This window comes from Aquimarina intermedia, from assembly GCF_008124785.1.
Lineage (GTDB): Bacteria > Bacteroidota > Bacteroidia > Flavobacteriales > Flavobacteriaceae > Aquimarina > Aquimarina intermedia.
This window is the reverse complement of record NZ_VNHU01000006.1, coordinates 1-17,209: the sequence shown is the minus strand read 5'-3', so window position 1 is coordinate 17,209 and position 17,209 is coordinate 1. Positions and strand designations below refer to the sequence as shown.

Sequence of the window (17,209 nt, the reverse complement as noted above, 5' to 3'; positions counted from 1 at the left end):
CGTGATTGGTTTCTGGACGTAAATATAACTGTAAACTTTAAAAATAATTAAAATGAACAGTATGAAAAAAACAAATTTATGGATTCTTGGCGGTCTGGTATCGTTAGGAGTTGTTTTGACAGCGGCAGATCACCTAGATGCGCCAAAGGTTGCAGGAACCACAGCAGATATCACAGACTTTTATGCTTTTGAAGGCGCAACCGCATCCAATACGGTTTTTGTTGCCAATGTACAAAGTTCATTAGCACCGGCAGGAACTACTGCTTCATTTGATGAAAATGTGCTCGTAGAAATCAATATTGATAATGATGGAGATTTAATTGAAGATTTGGTTATACAAGCAATTCCAAGAAATAGTATAATGTATTTCTTCGGGCCATTTGCACCTGGTGCCACGGGTCTCAACAGTACAATTAATTCGGATGCTTCTTATTTAGGGGAGGTTGAAATTAGTACTTCTTCTGAAGCAAAAACTGCTACAGCAAACGGAATTTCTTACTTCGCAGGTTTGAGGGAAGATCCTTTCTACTTTGATTTTAGCCAGTATAATAAAGTAATCGCCGGAGATGCACCTAATGGATTTAATGTTCCGGGAACAGATGACTTTGATAATACAAATGTACTATCCATAGTTGTCGAAGTGCCAAACGAATTTTTAGGAGGAACTTTTGATCACCCGGCAGGCACAGGAGCCAAAGTATTTAATGCCTGGGTAGAAGCTAAAACAAAACAATAAGCAATCATTTATTTAAAAATTAAAATTATGAAATTACATACAATAAAATATTTAGCAGCATCAATAGTATTAGCAGCAGCAGTCGGTAGTTGTGGAAATGATGATGATGGTATGACTAACGAAATGGAAATGATGACCGCAGATTTTAGCGGAACTTACAGCCAGCAAGATCAAATGGGACGTCCTGGTATCAATACAGTTTTGAGTGGTTCATCAGAAACGAAAAACAGTTTTAATGTGACGATTCCTTCTGAACAAACTGCAAAATTTCAACCTTTATTTCTAAATCAGGCAGTAGCATTACACGCAGCTTTCGGTGCAGAATATGAAAACAATATTCTTGGATTAGACGCCACAACCTTGACTACAATTTTAGCTACAGATGTATTACAGGTTGCTCCGGATTTACCTACTACTTATTATGATGGCACTAATGTGTTAACCGGTAGAAATCTAACCGATGATGTGATCGATGTTACTTTGATTTTATTATTTGGAGGAGAAACAGGAGCACGTTTTAACGGACAGGACACTAACGGGGACGGAGTAGCAGATTTACCAATATTAGTAACCGATGGTGTTAGTAATGAAGGGGAGACACCCTCTAACAATTTCCCATACTTAGAGGCACCTCATAGTATCTAATAAAACCCTATAAAAGTTAAGGACTGGGCATATTTCTATCAGCACGTAAGTACGATAAACCCTTGATACGCCCAGTCTACTTTTTGATCACTTAATTGAGCAAACGACCAAACTTAAAACAGCTCAACACCTTATTCTATTTACCAAACAACAACAACATCTTCAAAAACTAAATCTAATGAATTTAAAAACCTTAACCAGTCTACTAGCACTTGGTATAAGCTTTATAGCATGTACAACGAGCGAACCAAAATTAACAGATCCTAATGATTATGCTATGTATCTGCAATCGAATGATACATCAGCCCTGAAAAACGCACAAATAAGATTAAATTTTTGGAATGGCAAACTTGATGCAGACACGACAAGGATTATGGCAATTCATCCTGTGAGTACAGCATATTCTCAACTTTTTCAAATTACGGGAGATATAAAATACCTCAAAAATTCTGAAAAGATTCTGAGAAAAGGTGTCACTATTGCCGCTATTAAAAAAGAAGAATATTTACTTGCACTGGCTAGAAATTACATTTCGCAACATCGCTTTTTGGAAGCAGAGTCCAGAGCGATTGAAGCTCTGTCTCTGGATCAAAATAAAAAAGAAACTCAGATGGTGCTTTTTGATGTTGCTATGGAATTAGGAAATTATCTCGAAGCCGAACAATATCTCCATCAGTTTGTAGATCAAAAGGATTTTAATTTTTTAATTCGATTGGCAAAATGGAATGATTACAAAGGGAATCTCGATGCAACCATTAAATATATGGAAAAAGCCAAAGTGATTGCCATACAGAGTAAGGATGATGAATTGATGCTTTGGACATATACTAACCTTGCAGATTATTATGGTCATGCAGGTAATCTTAAAGCGTCGTATGCACACTACCTTAAAGCCTTAGCTATTGATCCTTCAAACGCGTATGCTAAAAAAGGAATTGCCTGGATTGTATACTCTCATGAGCATAATACACAAGAGGCGGGTAGGATTATTGCATCGGTTATGCAGACACATCAATCTCCGGATTATCATTTGTTTAAAGCAGAATTAGCGGAGTTTGAAAATAAGGCAATCACTAAAGAAAAAGAAATTCAGGCATTTTTAAAGGTTGTAAAAGAAGATAGCTATGGTGATATGTATAATATTCCGGTAGCGTTACTAATAGCCGAAGAACATAGCAAGTTTGATGAAGCTTTGGCTTTAGCTCAAAAAGAAGTCGCGAATAGACCCACACCACAAACCTATGATTTGTTAGCCTATATCTATCATTTAAAAGGAGAACATAAAAAAGCATTGACGATTGTAGAAGATCATATAGCTGATAAGACATTTGAACCCGAAGCACAGTTTCATATCGCTGAGGTATATAAGTCGAATAAATTAGAATATAAGATGCTTCCAATTAAAGAAAGCTTATTAGAAAGCACTTATGAATTAGGTCCTGTACTGACCAAACGTATTCAACAGCTATAAAACCCATTGTAAATCTACTATCATGAGATACCCTACTATGCTATTTTTTTTACTGAGCATCGTGGTTCAGGGTCAGGAGCGTCTGGTGCAAGGGGTGATTCTAGACGAATTTGAACTACCTGTTGCCGAAGTTTATGTATACAACACGAATTCTCAAAAACATGTGCATACCTTAGAAAACGGTAGCTTTTCATTAATTCAGAATAGTGTTGGAGATACGTTGAAACTGAGATTACTCGGATTTGAACCTGAGGATATCGTACTCAACGAGCGTATGCTATCAGGAGCTACTACATTTCAGATAAAATCTAAAGTTTTTCAGTTGGATGAAATGGTCTTACAACAAGAGCTTAACCCTTTGCAAACGATAGAAAAGTTTGACAATACCATTAACCCGGTGAATTCTTCGCAGGAATTACTACAGCGTGTTCCCGGTTTATTTATAGGACAACATGCTGGGGGAGGTAAAGCAGAGCAAATATTTCTACGTGGATTTGATGTAGATCATGGGACCGATGTGCGTATTACAGTAGATGGTATGCCGGTAAACATGGTGTCTCATGCACATGGTCAGGGCTATGCTGATTTACATTTTGTGATTCCGGAAACTATGGATCGTATGGAATTTGATAAAGGACCTTATTATGCTACGCAAGGAAACTTTAATACCGCAGGATATATCGCTTTTCAAACAACTGATCGGTTTGAGCAAAACAAGATTAAGGTTGAGGCAGGAGATTTTAATACCTTGCGTACCGTTGGTTTATTTAACTGGAGTCCAAAAAATGATGATGAACAATTTATTACAGCCATAGAGTATATGGAGGGGAACGGACCGTTTGAGGCTCCGCAAAACTTTAATCGTCTTAATCTTTTTGGTAAATACAAAAAAGTCTTCGATACGCAACAATTTGAGATTTCGGCATCATATTTCAAAAGTCGATGGGACGCCTCGGGTCAAATTCCTGAACGCGCAGTAGCACAAGGAATCATTTCCAGATTTGGCGCCATAGACGCTACTGAAGGTGGCGAAACTTCGCGTAGTAATGTGAATGCAACATTCACCAAATATTTGACTGCCAATTCAACGTTTAGAGCTCAGGCGTATGTCAGCAAGTATGACTTTTTATTGTTCTCTAATTTTACATTTTTCTTAAATGACCCTGTTAACGGAGATCAAATCAAACAATACGAATCTCGTAATCTCATGGGTATTACCAGTACATTGACAAACAACTATGTGGTTGGTGGCACAGAAATAGACGCAAAAGCAGGTTTTGGGATGCGATATGATGCCGTAGATGATATCGAATTATCTAAAACACTCAATCGTAAAACCGTATTAGCGTATGAGCAACTCGGAGCTATCGATGAGACCAATATTTTTAGCTTTTTGGAAGCTGAAATCACACGAGGAAAACTTAAAATAACACCCGGATTGCGTCTGGACTATTTCAAAAACATCTATGAAGATGAACTAGCAGCTACTTATGAATCAACTGCAGAAACTGAAACTTTGATCAGCCCAAAACTACGGTTGGATTATGCTGCGACCTCTAATCTGAATTTGTTCTTCAAGGCAGGGATAGGTTTTCATAGTAATGATACTCGTGTGGTCGTACTACAAAATGGCAGAGAAACCTTGCCCAAGGCAAGCGGAGCTGACTTAGGTCTGTATTGGAAACCTGTTCCCAAAATCTTTCTAAGTTCAGCATTATGGATACTAGATTTAGAGCAAGAGTTTGTATATGTGGGAGATGAAGGTGTCGTAGAACCTAGCGGAGCAACAAGACGATTGGGTGTAGATTTTAGCGCGCGATACCAAATGAACGATTGGTTGTTTCTCGATAGTGATTTTACCTATACGCATGCACGCAGCAAAGAAGCTGAAACGGGCGAAGATTATATTCCCTTAGCTCCAAAAGTTACAGTGGCGGGCGGACTCGGTGTAGATAATTTGAATAATTTTTCTGGCGGAATTCGATATCGTTATTTGGGAGATAGAGCAGCCAATGAGGATAACAGTATAGTGGCCAAAGGTTATTTTGTAACTGATGCCAATGTGAGTTATACCCTCAGCAATATTACGTTGGGTGTATCGATGGATAATATGTTTGATGTGGAGTGGAATGAAACACAATTCGCGACTACCTCAAGATTGGCTAATGAGACAGAACCGGTAGAAGAAATTCACTTTACACCGGGAACCTCAAGATTTTTGAAAGCAAGTATCACATACAGTTTTTAATTGCTAAGTATATGAAGATCCATGGTTTGTTTTTGGATGTTGTTTAAGGAGACGGCTTGTTTGAGGTGGTTCTCAAGCAAGCCTTCCTTTTTTTGCCCTTAGTTTAAATCCTCTGTGCTCTTTTTGAGCTAGAGGATTTTTCAGTTCAGGGTATATATTAGAATTAGAAGATGTAATACAAAACACTAATTTTATCACAATCGCAAGAAATGGATTGTACGCTTGAGCTGTCTTTTTCATATTTGTGATAGATATAAAACGTATGACTGAGCAGAAACATATCAATTATGAACGTATAGCAAAAGCTATCAGATATCTGGTGTCAAATTACACCGAGCAACCAGACTTGGCCGTATTAGCTAGTCAGGTGCATATGAGTCCGCATCATTTTCAACGTATTTTTACACAATGGGCAGGTACAAGTCCGAAGAAATTCTTGCAATATATCAGCATTGAGCATGCTAAAGCTATTTTACGTCAAGAACAAGCCACTGTTCTTGATACGACCATTATGACCGGATTGTCAAGCTCAAGTAGATTACATGATTTATTTGTAAGTATTGAAGGCATGACGCCGGCCGAATACAAAAACGAAGGTAAATCTTTGTCATTGTACGTTGACAGCATTTCAAGTCCGTTTGGGACACTGCTTATCGCTGCAACGCAAAAGGGCATATGTCATCTGGCATTTAAAACTGGTGAGACTACACAAATTGAGACAATTCGTAATGATTTTCCACAAGCTACAATTATAAAAGCACGCAATCAATTGCATGCTCAAGCTGAAGCTTTCTTTACAGATCAAAAAGTAACCAACAAAGTGCCTTTGCATATTAAAGGAACAAATTTTCAGTTGAAAGTGTGGGAAGCCTTACTTAAAATTCCGCAAGGACAACTCACAACCTATGGAGCGATTGCCAAAAGTATTCAACAGCCAAGGGCAGCAAGAGCTGTAGGCACGGCAATTGGCAGTAATCCGGTAGCTTTTCTGATTCCTTGTCATCGGGTTATACAAGCCTCAGGAGTATTGGGAGGGTATCGTTGGGGACCCACTAAAAAAGCAACACTTATAGGATGGGAACATGCAAATCAAGAAAAACCAATAACTCTATAAACAATGAACATAACAAACAGCACGATACGAGATCTGGAAACAATTTTTGAACTGTATGCTATAGCAACTGCTTATCAAAAAGCAAAAAATACGGTAGTGGTTTGGCCGGAATTTGATCGGGATATGGTGATTGGGGAGATTCAGGATAATCATCAATGGAAGCTACTGATTGAAGGAGACGTTGCTTGTGTTTGGGCAACCACCTTTAGCGATGCACAAATCTGGGAAGAAAAAAATAAGGATGCCGCGGTATATATACACCGTATTGCAACAAATCCGAAATATCGTGGACATAATTTTGTGAAGTCCGTCGTAACTTGGGCCAAAGAGTATGCGAAGCAACATGACAAACGATTTGTGCGATTGGATACATTAGGCGATAATCAAAAATTAATAGCGCACTATACCAACGCAGGGTTTGATTTTTTGGGAATGCAGGATTTAAAGGATACCAGCAGTTTACCTGATCATTATAAAACTGCCCCGGTCTGTTTGTTTGAGCTTGAAGTTTTGTGAATAATCTTTGTAGTAAACCAAGGGATGAAAAAAAGGAATGAAGATAATGAAGCAAAGGAAATTGTCAGACAATTAAGCTGTCCAGAGGGTGAAGCAGGAACTGAGATGGGGAAACGGATGGACTCCACCAATGCAAAAATGATTAGAGCTTCAATCGATTTGATTCCTGAGGAAAATAGTAATAACCTTTTGTAAATCGGACATGGTAATTGCGGGCACTTAGTATATCTCTTGAAGAAATTTTCAAATCTTAGTTATTTTGGGTTGGAAATATCTGAAGTCATGCATTATCAGGCAAAAGAGATCAATGCACATTTCGTATCAGATAATGATATCAGTTTTCAGCTCTATGACGGCAAACATATTCCTTTTTCAGATCATTCGTTTGAAACCATTATGACGGTCAATACAATTTATTTCTGGCAAAATCCCAAAACTTATCTAAGTGAACTTTGTAGAGTTTTGAGACCTAACGGAAATTTTATTCTGACGTTTGCTACTAAGAAATTTATGAAAGGACTCTCCTTTGCAAAACATGGTTTCACACTATATGAGCTTGAAGATGTAAAAAAGCTGATTAAAACTACTGGGTTTACAATCTCAGAAACTAAAGAATTAGAAGAGGTTGTGCAAAGTAAGGATGGAAGCATGGTCCATAGAGAATTCGTAGTAGTTAAGTTGCTTAAATAATAGTGGTCAGTATTAATGAAAAATACAGTGTGCTTTAAAATAAAATTTGTTCAAGAGAAAGCACCAATTCTTGTAACAAATTTTAAAATTTTATATTTATAGTCAAAACCTGTACGTATGAGTAAAGTAAAAATTAAGACGCTCTCGTCAACCTCGCTTTTTGGTAAGAATAGTATAGCATTTTGGATCAGTTTAGCTTCGTATGCGATTCTGTTGACCCTTTTAATAGGATATTGTGCGGGTCACCTATATTACAATCTTACCCATTGATGGTTTGCTTAGATCGAATTGGTAGCTAAAAGATTATAAACACGAGGCTATCTAAAAAGGGTATTTTTAAAAAAAATGTCACATTGAGCGGAGTCGAAATGTATTGAAATCCAATATATGTATCTCTCGACTTCACTTGTGTTGACAGAAGAATTGACTTTATAGATAGCCTCGTGTTTTAAAGTATCAATTTATTGAGTTATGAGTTTACCACACCCAAGGTATATAATTGTTCCATAGTAGGAGATTCACTACCTCCTTCAGGCTCCAGTGTAATACCAAATGCTTCAGATTCGTTGGCATTGTTTAAGGCAAAAACCTTTGTTGCTTCTTCGTTAAAACTATCCAATGTACCCAAGCTTGTTGGCGTCAGAGGATCTAATTTTAATGACCATACCTGATACACCTTTCCCGGGGGAGGCGTAGGCAAACCGGCAACATCAATATAGGCAGTCTGACTCTCTTTATCCCAATATACGGCGGCATATGCTTCAGGAGCTACTTGTTGTGCTTGTAATGGCACTTCGATCACATCCTTGTTACGCAGCACGCTAAGAATAGTTTTGGTTTTTGTCAAGTCTTCTTCAGCCACCTGAATTTTACCTTCGAGGAGATTTTTTTCAATTTGAGATTGTACCACTTCCTGACGTAGCTCTTTGTTCTTGTCAAATTGTATAAACAATCCGATAAGCAATGCCACAGATGCAGCCCAACCAATATAGGCAGGCCAGTTGGTACGTTTGCGAGTGATAGGAATCATGGCTACCTCCTGATCCTTAAAATTTAATTTTGTTTTAATTTGCTGATATACCTGATCCGGCTGATAAGGTGCTGCTGCGGTAGACAATTGAGTTAAGGAACGCTCTATTGCCTCAACTTCGGCACGTATTTCGGGATGCTGCTGCAATGCCTGTGAAACTTCCATGCTTTCTTTTTCAGAAAGGGCACCGTACACATACAATTCAAGAATTCCAGAGTCTATATAGTTTTTACTATCCATAATTATACGTCCAATATTTCTCTAAGTTTATTAATGCAGTTTCGGTTTCTTGTCTTCACTGTGCCTAATGGCATATCAAGTGCCTCCGACGTTTCTTTTTGTGTAAACCCTTTAAAAAACAGATAATCAATAAGTTTTTTACAAACAGGTTCTAATACATCAATATACTTTTGGATGCCGATTGCATCAATTTTATGAGAAAAACTATTTTTCTCTTCCAGTATATCTACGAAATAATCGGCTGTTTGGTTTTGTTTTGAGTTTTTAAATACCTTAGAGCGAGTTTTATCTATCGCTGCGTTGCGGGCAATGTTTAAAATCCAAGTAAAAAATCTTCCTTTTTTTTCTGAATATCGTGCTGCATTATCCCATACTTTTATAAATACATCTTGCAATACTTCTTCAGCTAAAACTTCATCTTTTAAGATGCTGTAGATAACACCAAACGTATTTTCCGAATATAACTCGTAGATACGCTGAAAAGCCTTTTCATTTTTCTGTTGTAACTGAAGAATCAGTTCTGTTGGTTGCATAAAGTTCTGTTAGAATACCTCTAAGGTACTATAAAAATCATTTAAAATAAAAAAGAGCATGATGAATAATCATACTCTCTATAATTTGCTCGGTAAGTACTTATTGAATCACTGCTGCACAACTTATTCTGGTGCCTGCAGCCCCGGAAGGTTGAGAGGTAAAATCATCTGTACCTTGGTGTACAATTACAGCCTTACCAACTATATTTTTTTGATCATCGTCACAGCCAATACACCATTCGTTGGTAGCAAAGGTTATAGTACCTTCTCCTTGCGCATTCGCATTAAAATTACCGATATCACCCTTGTGATATCCTGATTCTGCACCCCATTTACCATGCGGCTCAGCGGTTGGATTCCAGTGGCCCCCGGTGGATTTACCATCAGCAGACGAGCAATCAGCTTTCTCATGTAAGTGAATAGCATGTTGTCCCTCAGACAGTCCGGTAATTTTAGCTTCCATACTTACGATACCTTCAGCTTCGGTAAACCGTACAGTACCTTTGACATCGGACTCACTTTTTGGTTCCAGTGTTATTTCGAGAATTTTTTCTTCGACTTCCTCTTCCATTTCCATATCCGTGTCGGAAGTCATATCGGTTGTCATTGTGTCGTCAACAGTCTTATCTTCTTTTTTTCCGTCCTTGCAGTTTACAAGAACAACAGAAATAAGTGCCAACACTGCTAAATTAAGCGTTTTCATACTTTTTAATTTTGTTTTATTTGTTGATTAGTAGACAAGGTAATGCAGTTTTTGTAGTTAACAAAGTATTTAAGGTAGATTTAAGTGTAAATGTTAAAAGAGAGTAACTGCTTTTTAACGTATCACAAATGAATACGCTCTTCAGCATGCTGAATTGTAGAGTCATCTGTCTTTGTCAACTTTTGCTGTATGATGTAGGCTATTAATGGAACTATACCGTGCGGAAGTCGATAGATTGTCTCATACAAATTTTGATGCAGGCTTTGCCAGAAAAAAATGAAATCTATAGAGGCAACAATTCGTGCCATGGCTGTGAGAAATCCCCAAATAACAGCATAAAGCAAGATATATAGTGCTGTTTTAGGCACAAAAATAAGAATAGCAATAGCAAAATCCAGTATTCCTGCGATGTACAGTAGGTGTATACTCATCGTTTCATCAGTTCCTAAAATCTGTATGACCATATCCACAAAAGTCCCCGGTACAGGGTAAAATCCGAATGCATATAAGCCATGTGAGAAGAAGGTGATTGCAATACTGAGATTCAGTAAAAAAAGGAACATTTTTTTGTCGACACTTTTGGATCGATAATAAAGGAGTAAAAAAGGAAGGCCGAACTGTATTGTATGTTCAAAAAATTGTGCGGTGTGATAGAATTTCTCTTTAGTTAGTAATATTGATAGGAGCACTAAACTACAGCCTCCCGAAAAAATGATAGTCGTAAAAAGCTTGTGCTTGTACTTTAAAAATGCTAGGGTAGCCATCGCAGCAGATAGATATAAGTATCCATTGATACGTATGATAGTGGTAATTAGTGTATCGGTTTCCAGATCGGTTACATATTCTTGCCAGGAGCGATTGAACAGACCTTCGACTATTGGTTTGAGTAAGGCTTCGTCCCAAAAGAAAGTACGATAGGGAGCGTCCCAAAATAAATGTTGATACGCTCTGCCGATAAAAATGAGAAATACCGAAAGATGCAGGAGTTGGTTGGTTCTAAGAATATTCATGTTATAAATAAAAGGTTTATTGCCTGGAATTTGATACCTACAGTGTTAACTTTTTAAAATGATAAAGTTAACAGGTTTAAGTTTTGGTTACTAATGAATCAAGTTCATTTTTAGTATGAGATAAGCAGTTATTTTAGTAAAAAAAACTAACTTGACAGTACCAACTTAAATATGTATTCATGAAAAATTTCTATGCACTCTTTTTAGTATTTTTAGTTGCTTTGCAACTTAATGCCTCAAATGATAAGTATCGACTGACGCTACGAGGTAATCCGGCCACCTCTATTGTTATAGGATGGGACCAAACCTCGGGTTCCAATCCCGTTGTATATTATGACACGGTAGATCATGGAACGAATGTCAGTAAGTATTCCTATGCTAAATCCATAGATCGTAGTGTCTATTATAAAGGTATGAACAATACCTTTGCACGATTAACGGAATTACAACCTAACACTGCGTACTATTTTGTAATTAGCGACAGCCAGGGAGTTAGTGAACGTTTTTGGTTTAAAACCGCTCCGGCAGATAATAGCCGTTTGTCTTTTATCGCGGGAGGCGATTCTCGTAATAACCGGACTCCGCGTCGTAATGCTAACAGTTTGGTGGCAAAACTGAAACCTCATGCGGTGTTGTTTGGTGGGGATATGACCAATGGCGACAGTAATAGTGAATGGAGAGAATGGTTTACGGATTGGCAATTAACTATCGCCGGCGATAATCGTATGTTTCCTATAGTCGCTACTCGTGGTAATCATGAGGATAGTAACAACAGTATCTATAATCTTTTTGATGTACCATCATCCAATGTCTATTATGCGATTACTTTTGGAAAGAATTTAGTTCGTAGTTACACACTTAATACCGAAATATCGATAGCCGGAAATCAAACTAGCTGGTTAGAGAATGATCTTAATGCAAACACAGATGTGTTATGGAAGATGGCGCAATATCATAAGCCTATGCGTCCACACGTATCTGCAAAGCGTGAAGGTAATAATCAGTATAATTATTGGGCTAATCTTTTTTATACCAAAGGGGTCAAACTTGTAGTGGAGTGTGATGCGCATACCGTAAAATCCACCTGGCCGATACGCCCCAGTTCAGGATCGGGTAATGATGAAGGATTTGTAAAAGACAATCAAAACGGAACTGTGTATGTCGGAGAAGGTTGTTGGGGAGCACCATTGCGTTCTAATAATGATGGCAAGGCCTGGACTCGTAACTCGGCATCCTTCAATCAATTTAAGTGGATTTTTGTAGATGAAAATACAATCGAAACACGTACGATAAAGGTGGATAACGCTGCTCAAGTTGGCGAAGTTTCTAATGCCAATATATTTGCAGCACCTGCTAACCTTGATATTTGGAATCCTTCTAACGGAAGTGTGATAACCATAAACAGAGATGGAACCGTAGATCCTGATCCGGAGTCGGGAACGATCACTGTACCCATTGTGAGTGGAGCAGATGATGTTGAAGAGGATAAAAATGGAGCTCTATACACTAACAGTTCTGACTTAGAGTTGGTGTATGATAGTAGTAACAATTCAAGTTATCAAACCATAGGATTACGTTTTCAATCGGTACGCCTTCCAAAAAACGCAACCATAACCAGTGCGTATTTACAATTTACTGCAGATGAGAGTAACAGCGCAACGACTGAACTACAAATAGCGCTTGAAAATAGCAGCAATTCTCCGGCTTTTTCGTCAGCAAACAATGTATCGGATCGTTCGGTATTTAGCAATCGTGTAGTCTGGAGACCTGCTGCTTGGACGAGTGGACAACGGGGTAGTGCACAACGATCGCCGGATCTGAAAGGGATGGTACAAAACCTGGTAAACAGTAGCGGATGGGTGTCATCAAACAGTGTCAGCTTCGTGATTACAGGTATAGGTGTAAGCGGTACGAGCAGCGCGGCAAAACGCGTGGCAGATTCTTACGAAGGGGGTGCAAGTAAAGCTGCCACATTGATCGTAAGTTATACAACGACTTCTAATCCTCCAAATGATATTTGCGAAGGTATCACAGAGTGGCGTAGCGGAGTTTCTTATCAAACCGGAGATAAAGTCACGTATCAAGGAAATTTATTTGAGCGAACCTCCTCTGATTGGAAATTTCTAGGTGCATGTACTACTACACGATTGGCAGCAGCTACACGCAGCGCAATAGCGTATCCTGAATTTAAACCGGAAGTTGCGGATGAACAGGCGGTAGCTATCTATCCGAATCCATTCTCGGGAGACCTTCAAATCGATGTCCCAACTCAAGAGGGGAACGTAGCCATAGAAATCTATCGCGTAGGAGGTACGTTGGTGTATGCGTATCAACACAAAGCCGGCAGAATTACCTTGCCTTTGCAAAGACTTGATAAAGGAATCTATTTTATAACAGTTCGCAATGAAGTAGGAAAGACGCTTCAGGTCAAAAAGCTACTCAAAAATTAGAGATTGTAAGAAGCCTACTAGTTTTAGAAATACAAAAGAACCGCCGAACGGCGGTTCTTTTATTTATAGTAAGTTCGATTAACACTATTAACACTATTTACACAATCTCAGTAATGACCTGTGTTTCGGTATGTAAGGTTTTGTGGACCGGACATTTATTAGCAATTTGTAAAATACGGGCAATTTGTTTTTCATCCAGGGCACCCTCTAACTTGATATCACGGTAAAAGGTGTCAATTTTAGCTTCCGGATCTTCAGAATGGTCACTATCGATTTTGTGTGTTTTCTTATAATTTGTATGTACTTCGACACGATCTAAAGGCCAACCTTTTCTGGCAACATACATCTTTATGGTCATTGCGGTACAGGCCGCTAATCCGGCTGATACAAGTTCGTACGGATTCGGACCAAAATCCGTTCCGCCAACGGCGATAGGTTCATCGGCAGTCATATGATGATTTCCAACTTTCATCTGCGTGACAAAACTATTGATGTCATCCAGACTGGCCACTACTTCGTGGGTAGTAGATAGTTTGGTTTGCTCTGGCATCGGTACATAACGCGAGGCCCAGGTAGCGATCACATCACCTGCATATAAAGAATCCTCTTTTTTCATTAATAAATGATCGGCACCGTCAAGCGAAACAAAACTTTTAGGATGGTACGCAGCGACATAAATTTCTTCAGCATTTTGAATCCCAACTAAGCTATCCTGTGGTGAATGCATGACGAGTAAGGATTTACCAAAATTTTTGACCACATTGGGCAGAGATTTGGTTTCCAGATCCTCCAGAAATTGCTTTTTGATAGTAAAATCTCTTCCGCTGAGGTTGACCACGGCCTTTCCGTTTTTTTGTATTTCCTCCAGTTCACTTTTTAGCAGATGTTGCACATGAATAGGGTTAGAGGGTGCACCGATGGTAGCCACTGCCTGTACAGAAGGTAATTGAGAAGCCGCAAAGATAACTGCTGCTCCGCCCAGAGAATGTCCAACAAGCAGGCTAGGTGCCTTGTGATGTTCTTTAAGATAGTCGGCTGCAGCGATCAAATCCTCGACATTCCCTGAAAAGTTAGTGTCTTCAAATTCCCCTTCACTTTCTCCCAAGCCTGTGAAATCAAAACGCAACACTCCGAAACCTTTCGCTACCAGCGCTCGGCTGATGTTACGTACGGCGCTTAGGTTTTTGGTACAAGTAAAGCAATGCGCAAATACCGCAAAATTATGCGGATGTTGATCTGCCGGAAGTTCTAATTTACCGGACAAGGTTTGTCCGTCTACATTGGTAAAGGTAATTTTGGAAATACTCATAAAGAATTCGTTTGTATAAAAGTCGACCTTTTGACATAGACTAACAGCATAGCGCGGTTAAAAATCTGTTAAACCTAAAAAAGACCTGAACAGGAGCGATGCTTCTGAGCAGGTCTTCGGTGTATCGAGTAGTTAGTGGGCTTACTTGCCCCTCATAAGCAATTCGCTACACACCACCTCGGTAATATAGCGTTTAGCCCCTGCAGTATCTTCATAGCTACGTGTGGTAAGTTTGCCTTCGATTGCCAGTTCCTGACCTTTGTTTACATAATTCTCGATCACCTCGGCAGTTTTACCCCAGGCAACGATTTGATGCCATTGTGTATCGGTTACTTTGTCACCCTCTTTGTTATAATAATAATCATTGGTTGCCAGTGAGAATTTTGCCAGTTTTTCACCACTATCCAAGGTGATGATTTCCGGATCCTGACCTAAATTACCGATTAACTGAACTTTGTTTTTAAGTGTACTCATGATATAAAAATTTAAATTGATTAAAGTAATTAGTATGGCTTTAACAGCACTGGGACAAAAGTAGGGTGAGGGTGGAGTGGGAGGTGGTTATCAAGTATTTGCTTTCGTTTATATTCGGTTACAGTCGTTTGTTGTCGGTTTGAATAGCTGTAAACACTGGGATGTGTAAAAAGCGACGGAATTATTATTTTTTTTGTATTTCCGCTATTTGTCCTAAAAGCGTTTCTATTTATATAGTGTGCTTAACATCTCTCTAAATCTCTCTTCAAAGAGAGACTTTATGCTCCTTCCCTTTGAAGGGAAGGCTGGGATGGGATGTAAAACCTATGTTTCAAAATGATTCCAAACCTTTATTTCACAAACTGGACGCTTTACCGGTATATTATTATTTTTTATGGTTTTGGAAGATAAAACCGAATAGCATGTTTAAAAACGTATACTATATATTGAAGGGAAACCCGATAAACAGTCAACCTAATGGTGAAGAGTCAACACATCGATTTTTTACGAACCCTTGCTACCACTGCTTGGAAAGTTGCCGCACTTGTCAGGAAGGTTTCCCGAAGGTGGGAAAGTGTGCCGCACTTGTCAGGAAGGTTTCCCGATGGTGAGAAAGTCTCCCGCACTTGTCAGGAAGGTTTCCGGGAGGTGGGAAAAGGATATATTTAGATTACTGAATAAAAAATATCGAACACTGAAGTTAGCGTGTTGGAGTTTAAACATACTATTACAAGCTAGCAACTATTGCATTCTGTTTCCTGTCATCATGATTCCTGGTTCCTATCGAACTAGTGGCTTATAATCCTATCTATATAAAAAATCTTCTATGTAAAATAAAATCTGTAGTTTAGTGACATTAAAACCCACTACTAACTCCACTTTGTATCCTTAGGGTAGTGATCGTAAAAGAAAAATATAGTTACCTTTAGTAATTATATAAAAGAATATAGTTACCAAAGGTGATTATATAACAGTGTTAGCAAATATTTGAATTGAATAACTGGAAAGAATATATTGAACGAACATTTCAACCGAAATCGGATTTTCAAATTGAGGACGGAACAAATGATGATGGTAACGGAATTTATAGGATTACCCATAGTTTGACGGGTACTATATTCCACTTCATTTATCCTGAAGATAATTGGAAAAAAATCGGGGACGTTCAATTTTACAATCCGAAAACTAAAGGTAGTTCTGGCGAATTTTGGGAATCAGAATTTTCAGAAACGGAAAAGAAAAAGTTAGATGATTTTCTTAAGCCAGCTATAAAAACCGGTTGGTCGAGTCAGGATTTTTACATAGCCAACAAACATTATAAATCTTACGTTTATTGGAACCAAAAATTTGCCGGAGATAGATTTAATTATAATACCGGATTTGGTTGTTTTTCGATTTTGCTTTTTCCATATTTCTGGATTACCACTCAATTGAAAAAAAGGAAAATAATCAATGGAATGGAGGAAGTAATAATTGAACCGACGGAAAAAACATTTGCTAACAACTAAGCATTCATGCGGTCGGTACGACCGAGCATGCAGGCCGTGTTGACTAAACCGGGTCGATATTCCTTAGTATGGGGTTTGATATGTATTTCTATAGATCTGCGTGAGGTGGAACCTATTTAAAAGAAGTTCGCTTTACCGATTTATGAGTGCCATTTTCTTCTTTCTATAGAGGTTGTAATGATTTTATAACGTAATTGTATCCTCTTTTTAATATTTTTTTGTTTTTGGTTATAAGTATCCTGTTACACCACAAGGGTGTTACTTTTTGGGGCAGTATGTTTACTCTTTATCATTTTGAGCCAGTGATTTGGCGGTCCTCTGCTACCAAAAGTGTGCACCGTTACCAGTATTCCTTTCTTACAGTTTGGACACCTGCGATGTTGTATGGGATGTTTATTTTTTATTGCTGGTTTTTCTGTTAATAGACCTTTAAGTATGGGTAGCACTTTGTTCTTTATGCTACTACTTAAGATACCATAATGCCGTATTCTGGTAAAGCCTTTTGGCAGGATGTGTAAACAAAAGCGTCTAA

At 38.4% G+C, this 17,209-nt stretch carries 16 protein-coding genes and 1 pseudogene; 10 read left to right on the top strand and 7 right to left on the bottom strand.

Going from position 1 to position 17,209, the window contains the following annotated elements:
* The first annotated feature begins 52 nt into the window (after positions 1–52).
* The 8 genes and pseudogenes from BD809_RS16040 (at position 53) to BD809_RS15620 (ending at position 7,690) form a co-directional block, all read left to right on the top strand.
* Positions 53–1,381: pseudogene (locus BD809_RS16040) on the top strand (DUF4331 family protein).
* A gap of 178 nt (positions 1,382–1,559) precedes the next feature.
* A complete protein-coding gene (locus tag BD809_RS09825) occupies positions 1,560–2,852 on the top strand; it encodes a tetratricopeptide repeat protein (protein ID WP_148782804.1) in 1,293 nt (430 codons plus the stop codon).
* 22 nt (positions 2,853–2,874) lie between these two features.
* A complete protein-coding gene (locus BD809_RS09820; protein WP_148782803.1) occupies positions 2,875–5,100 on the top strand; it encodes a TonB-dependent receptor in 2,226 nt (741 codons plus the stop codon).
* A gap of 262 nt (positions 5,101–5,362) precedes the next feature.
* The gene (locus BD809_RS09815; RefSeq protein ID WP_148782802.1) at positions 5,363–6,214 is read left to right on the top strand and encodes a methylated-DNA--[protein]-cysteine S-methyltransferase; all 852 of its coding nucleotides are present in this window, start codon (positions 5,363–5,365) and stop codon (positions 6,212–6,214) included.
* A 3-nt stretch (positions 6,215–6,217) separates the two neighbouring features.
* Entirely contained in the window at positions 6,218–6,730 is a 513-nt protein-coding gene (locus BD809_RS09810) for a GNAT family N-acetyltransferase (protein ID WP_148782801.1), read from the top strand.
* Positions 6,731–6,754: 24 nt separating this feature from the next.
* Positions 6,755–6,925, top strand: a complete 171-nt coding sequence (locus tag BD809_RS15625; RefSeq protein ID WP_170251853.1) for a hypothetical protein — start codon at positions 6,755–6,757, stop codon at positions 6,923–6,925.
* Positions 6,926–7,420, top strand: a complete 495-nt coding sequence (locus tag BD809_RS09805; protein WP_148782800.1) for a class I SAM-dependent methyltransferase — start codon at positions 6,926–6,928, stop codon at positions 7,418–7,420.
* A gap of 117 nt (positions 7,421–7,537) precedes the next feature.
* Positions 7,538–7,690 carry a hypothetical protein gene (locus tag BD809_RS15620; RefSeq protein ID WP_170251849.1) on the top strand — a complete coding sequence of 51 codons (153 nt, stop codon included), beginning with the start codon at positions 7,538–7,540 and terminating at the stop codon, positions 7,688–7,690.
* A gap of 199 nt (positions 7,691–7,889) precedes the next feature.
* Here BD809_RS15620 and BD809_RS09800 read toward each other — a convergent pair whose 3' ends face one another.
* From BD809_RS09800 to BD809_RS09785, 4 genes are all read right to left on the bottom strand, one after another.
* Positions 7,890–8,690, bottom strand: a complete 801-nt coding sequence (locus tag BD809_RS09800) for an anti-sigma factor (RefSeq protein ID WP_148782799.1) — start codon at positions 8,688–8,690, stop codon at positions 7,890–7,892.
* Positions 8,691–8,692: 2 nt separating this feature from the next.
* A complete protein-coding gene (locus BD809_RS09795) occupies positions 8,693–9,223 on the bottom strand; it encodes an RNA polymerase sigma factor (RefSeq protein WP_148782798.1) in 531 nt (176 codons plus the stop codon).
* Positions 9,224–9,323: 100 nt separating this feature from the next.
* Positions 9,324–9,926: a superoxide dismutase family protein gene (locus BD809_RS09790; RefSeq protein ID WP_148782797.1), complete on the bottom strand. Its 603-nt coding sequence runs from the start codon at positions 9,924–9,926 to the stop codon at positions 9,324–9,326.
* A 122-nt stretch (positions 9,927–10,048) separates the two neighbouring features.
* Complete coding sequence (locus BD809_RS09785) at positions 10,049–10,936, bottom strand: hypothetical protein (protein WP_148782796.1); 888 nt, start codon at positions 10,934–10,936, stop codon at positions 10,049–10,051.
* Positions 10,937–11,115: 179 nt separating this feature from the next.
* Between BD809_RS09785 and BD809_RS09780 the strand changes: the two genes are divergently transcribed.
* Positions 11,116–13,386 carry a fibronectin type III domain-containing protein gene (locus BD809_RS09780; RefSeq protein ID WP_148782795.1) on the top strand — a complete coding sequence of 757 codons (2,271 nt, stop codon included), beginning with the start codon at positions 11,116–11,118 and terminating at the stop codon, positions 13,384–13,386.
* Between the two features lie 97 nt (positions 13,387–13,483).
* Here the strand turns inward: BD809_RS09780 and BD809_RS09775 are convergent, their stop codons facing one another.
* Both BD809_RS09775 and BD809_RS09770 read right to left on the bottom strand, forming a co-directional pair.
* On the bottom strand, positions 13,484–14,695 hold the full coding sequence (locus tag BD809_RS09775; protein ID WP_148782794.1) for a bifunctional alpha/beta hydrolase/OsmC family protein: 1,212 nt from the start codon (positions 14,693–14,695) through the stop codon (positions 13,484–13,486).
* Positions 14,696–14,836: 141 nt separating this feature from the next.
* Positions 14,837–15,169, bottom strand: coding sequence for a single-stranded DNA-binding protein (locus BD809_RS09770; protein ID WP_148782793.1), 333 nt, complete (start codon positions 15,167–15,169; stop codon positions 14,837–14,839).
* Positions 15,170–16,161: 992 nt separating this feature from the next.
* On the opposite strand from BD809_RS09770, the gene BD809_RS09765 reads away from it, so the two are divergent.
* Complete coding sequence (locus BD809_RS09765; protein WP_148782792.1) at positions 16,162–16,677, top strand: hypothetical protein; 516 nt, start codon at positions 16,162–16,164, stop codon at positions 16,675–16,677.
* A 242-nt stretch (positions 16,678–16,919) separates the two neighbouring features.
* Here the strand turns inward: BD809_RS09765 and BD809_RS09760 are convergent.
* The coding region (locus BD809_RS09760) for a transposase (RefSeq protein WP_211356709.1) at positions 16,920–17,209 on the bottom strand (290 nt) is incomplete at its 5' end.

What these genes read in the sequence shown, in the direction of transcription:
- BD809_RS09795 (WP_148782798.1), bottom strand. Translation starts at nt 9,223, where the DNA reads ATGCAACCAACAGAACTGATTCTTCAGTTACAACAGAAAAATGAAAAG.
- BD809_RS09780 (WP_148782795.1), top strand. Translation starts at nt 11,116, where the DNA reads ATGAAAAATTTCTATGCACTCTTTTTAGTATTTTTAGTTGCTTTGCAA.
- BD809_RS09820 (WP_148782803.1), top strand. Translation starts at nt 2,875, where the DNA reads ATGAGATACCCTACTATGCTATTTTTTTTACTGAGCATCGTGGTTCAG.
- BD809_RS15620 (WP_170251849.1), top strand. Translation starts at nt 7,538, where the DNA reads ATGAGTAAAGTAAAAATTAAGACGCTCTCGTCAACCTCGCTTTTTGGT.
- BD809_RS09775 (WP_148782794.1), bottom strand. Translation starts at nt 14,695, where the DNA reads ATGAGTATTTCCAAAATTACCTTTACCAATGTAGACGGACAAACCTTG.
- BD809_RS09790 (WP_148782797.1), bottom strand. Translation starts at nt 9,926, where the DNA reads ATGAAAACGCTTAATTTAGCAGTGTTGGCACTTATTTCTGTTGTTCTT.
- BD809_RS09800 (WP_148782799.1), bottom strand. Translation starts at nt 8,690, where the DNA reads ATGGATAGTAAAAACTATATAGACTCTGGAATTCTTGAATTGTATGTG.
- BD809_RS15625 (WP_170251853.1), top strand. Translation starts at nt 6,755, where the DNA reads ATGAAAAAAAGGAATGAAGATAATGAAGCAAAGGAAATTGTCAGACAA.
- BD809_RS09785 (WP_148782796.1), bottom strand. Translation starts at nt 10,936, where the DNA reads ATGAATATTCTTAGAACCAACCAACTCCTGCATCTTTCGGTATTTCTC.
- BD809_RS09770 (WP_148782793.1), bottom strand. Translation starts at nt 15,169, where the DNA reads ATGAGTACACTTAAAAACAAAGTTCAGTTAATCGGTAATTTAGGTCAG.
- BD809_RS09825 (WP_148782804.1), top strand. Translation starts at nt 1,560, where the DNA reads ATGAATTTAAAAACCTTAACCAGTCTACTAGCACTTGGTATAAGCTTT.
- BD809_RS09815 (WP_148782802.1), top strand. Translation starts at nt 5,363, where the DNA reads ATGACTGAGCAGAAACATATCAATTATGAACGTATAGCAAAAGCTATC.
- BD809_RS09810 (WP_148782801.1), top strand. Translation starts at nt 6,218, where the DNA reads ATGAACATAACAAACAGCACGATACGAGATCTGGAAACAATTTTTGAA.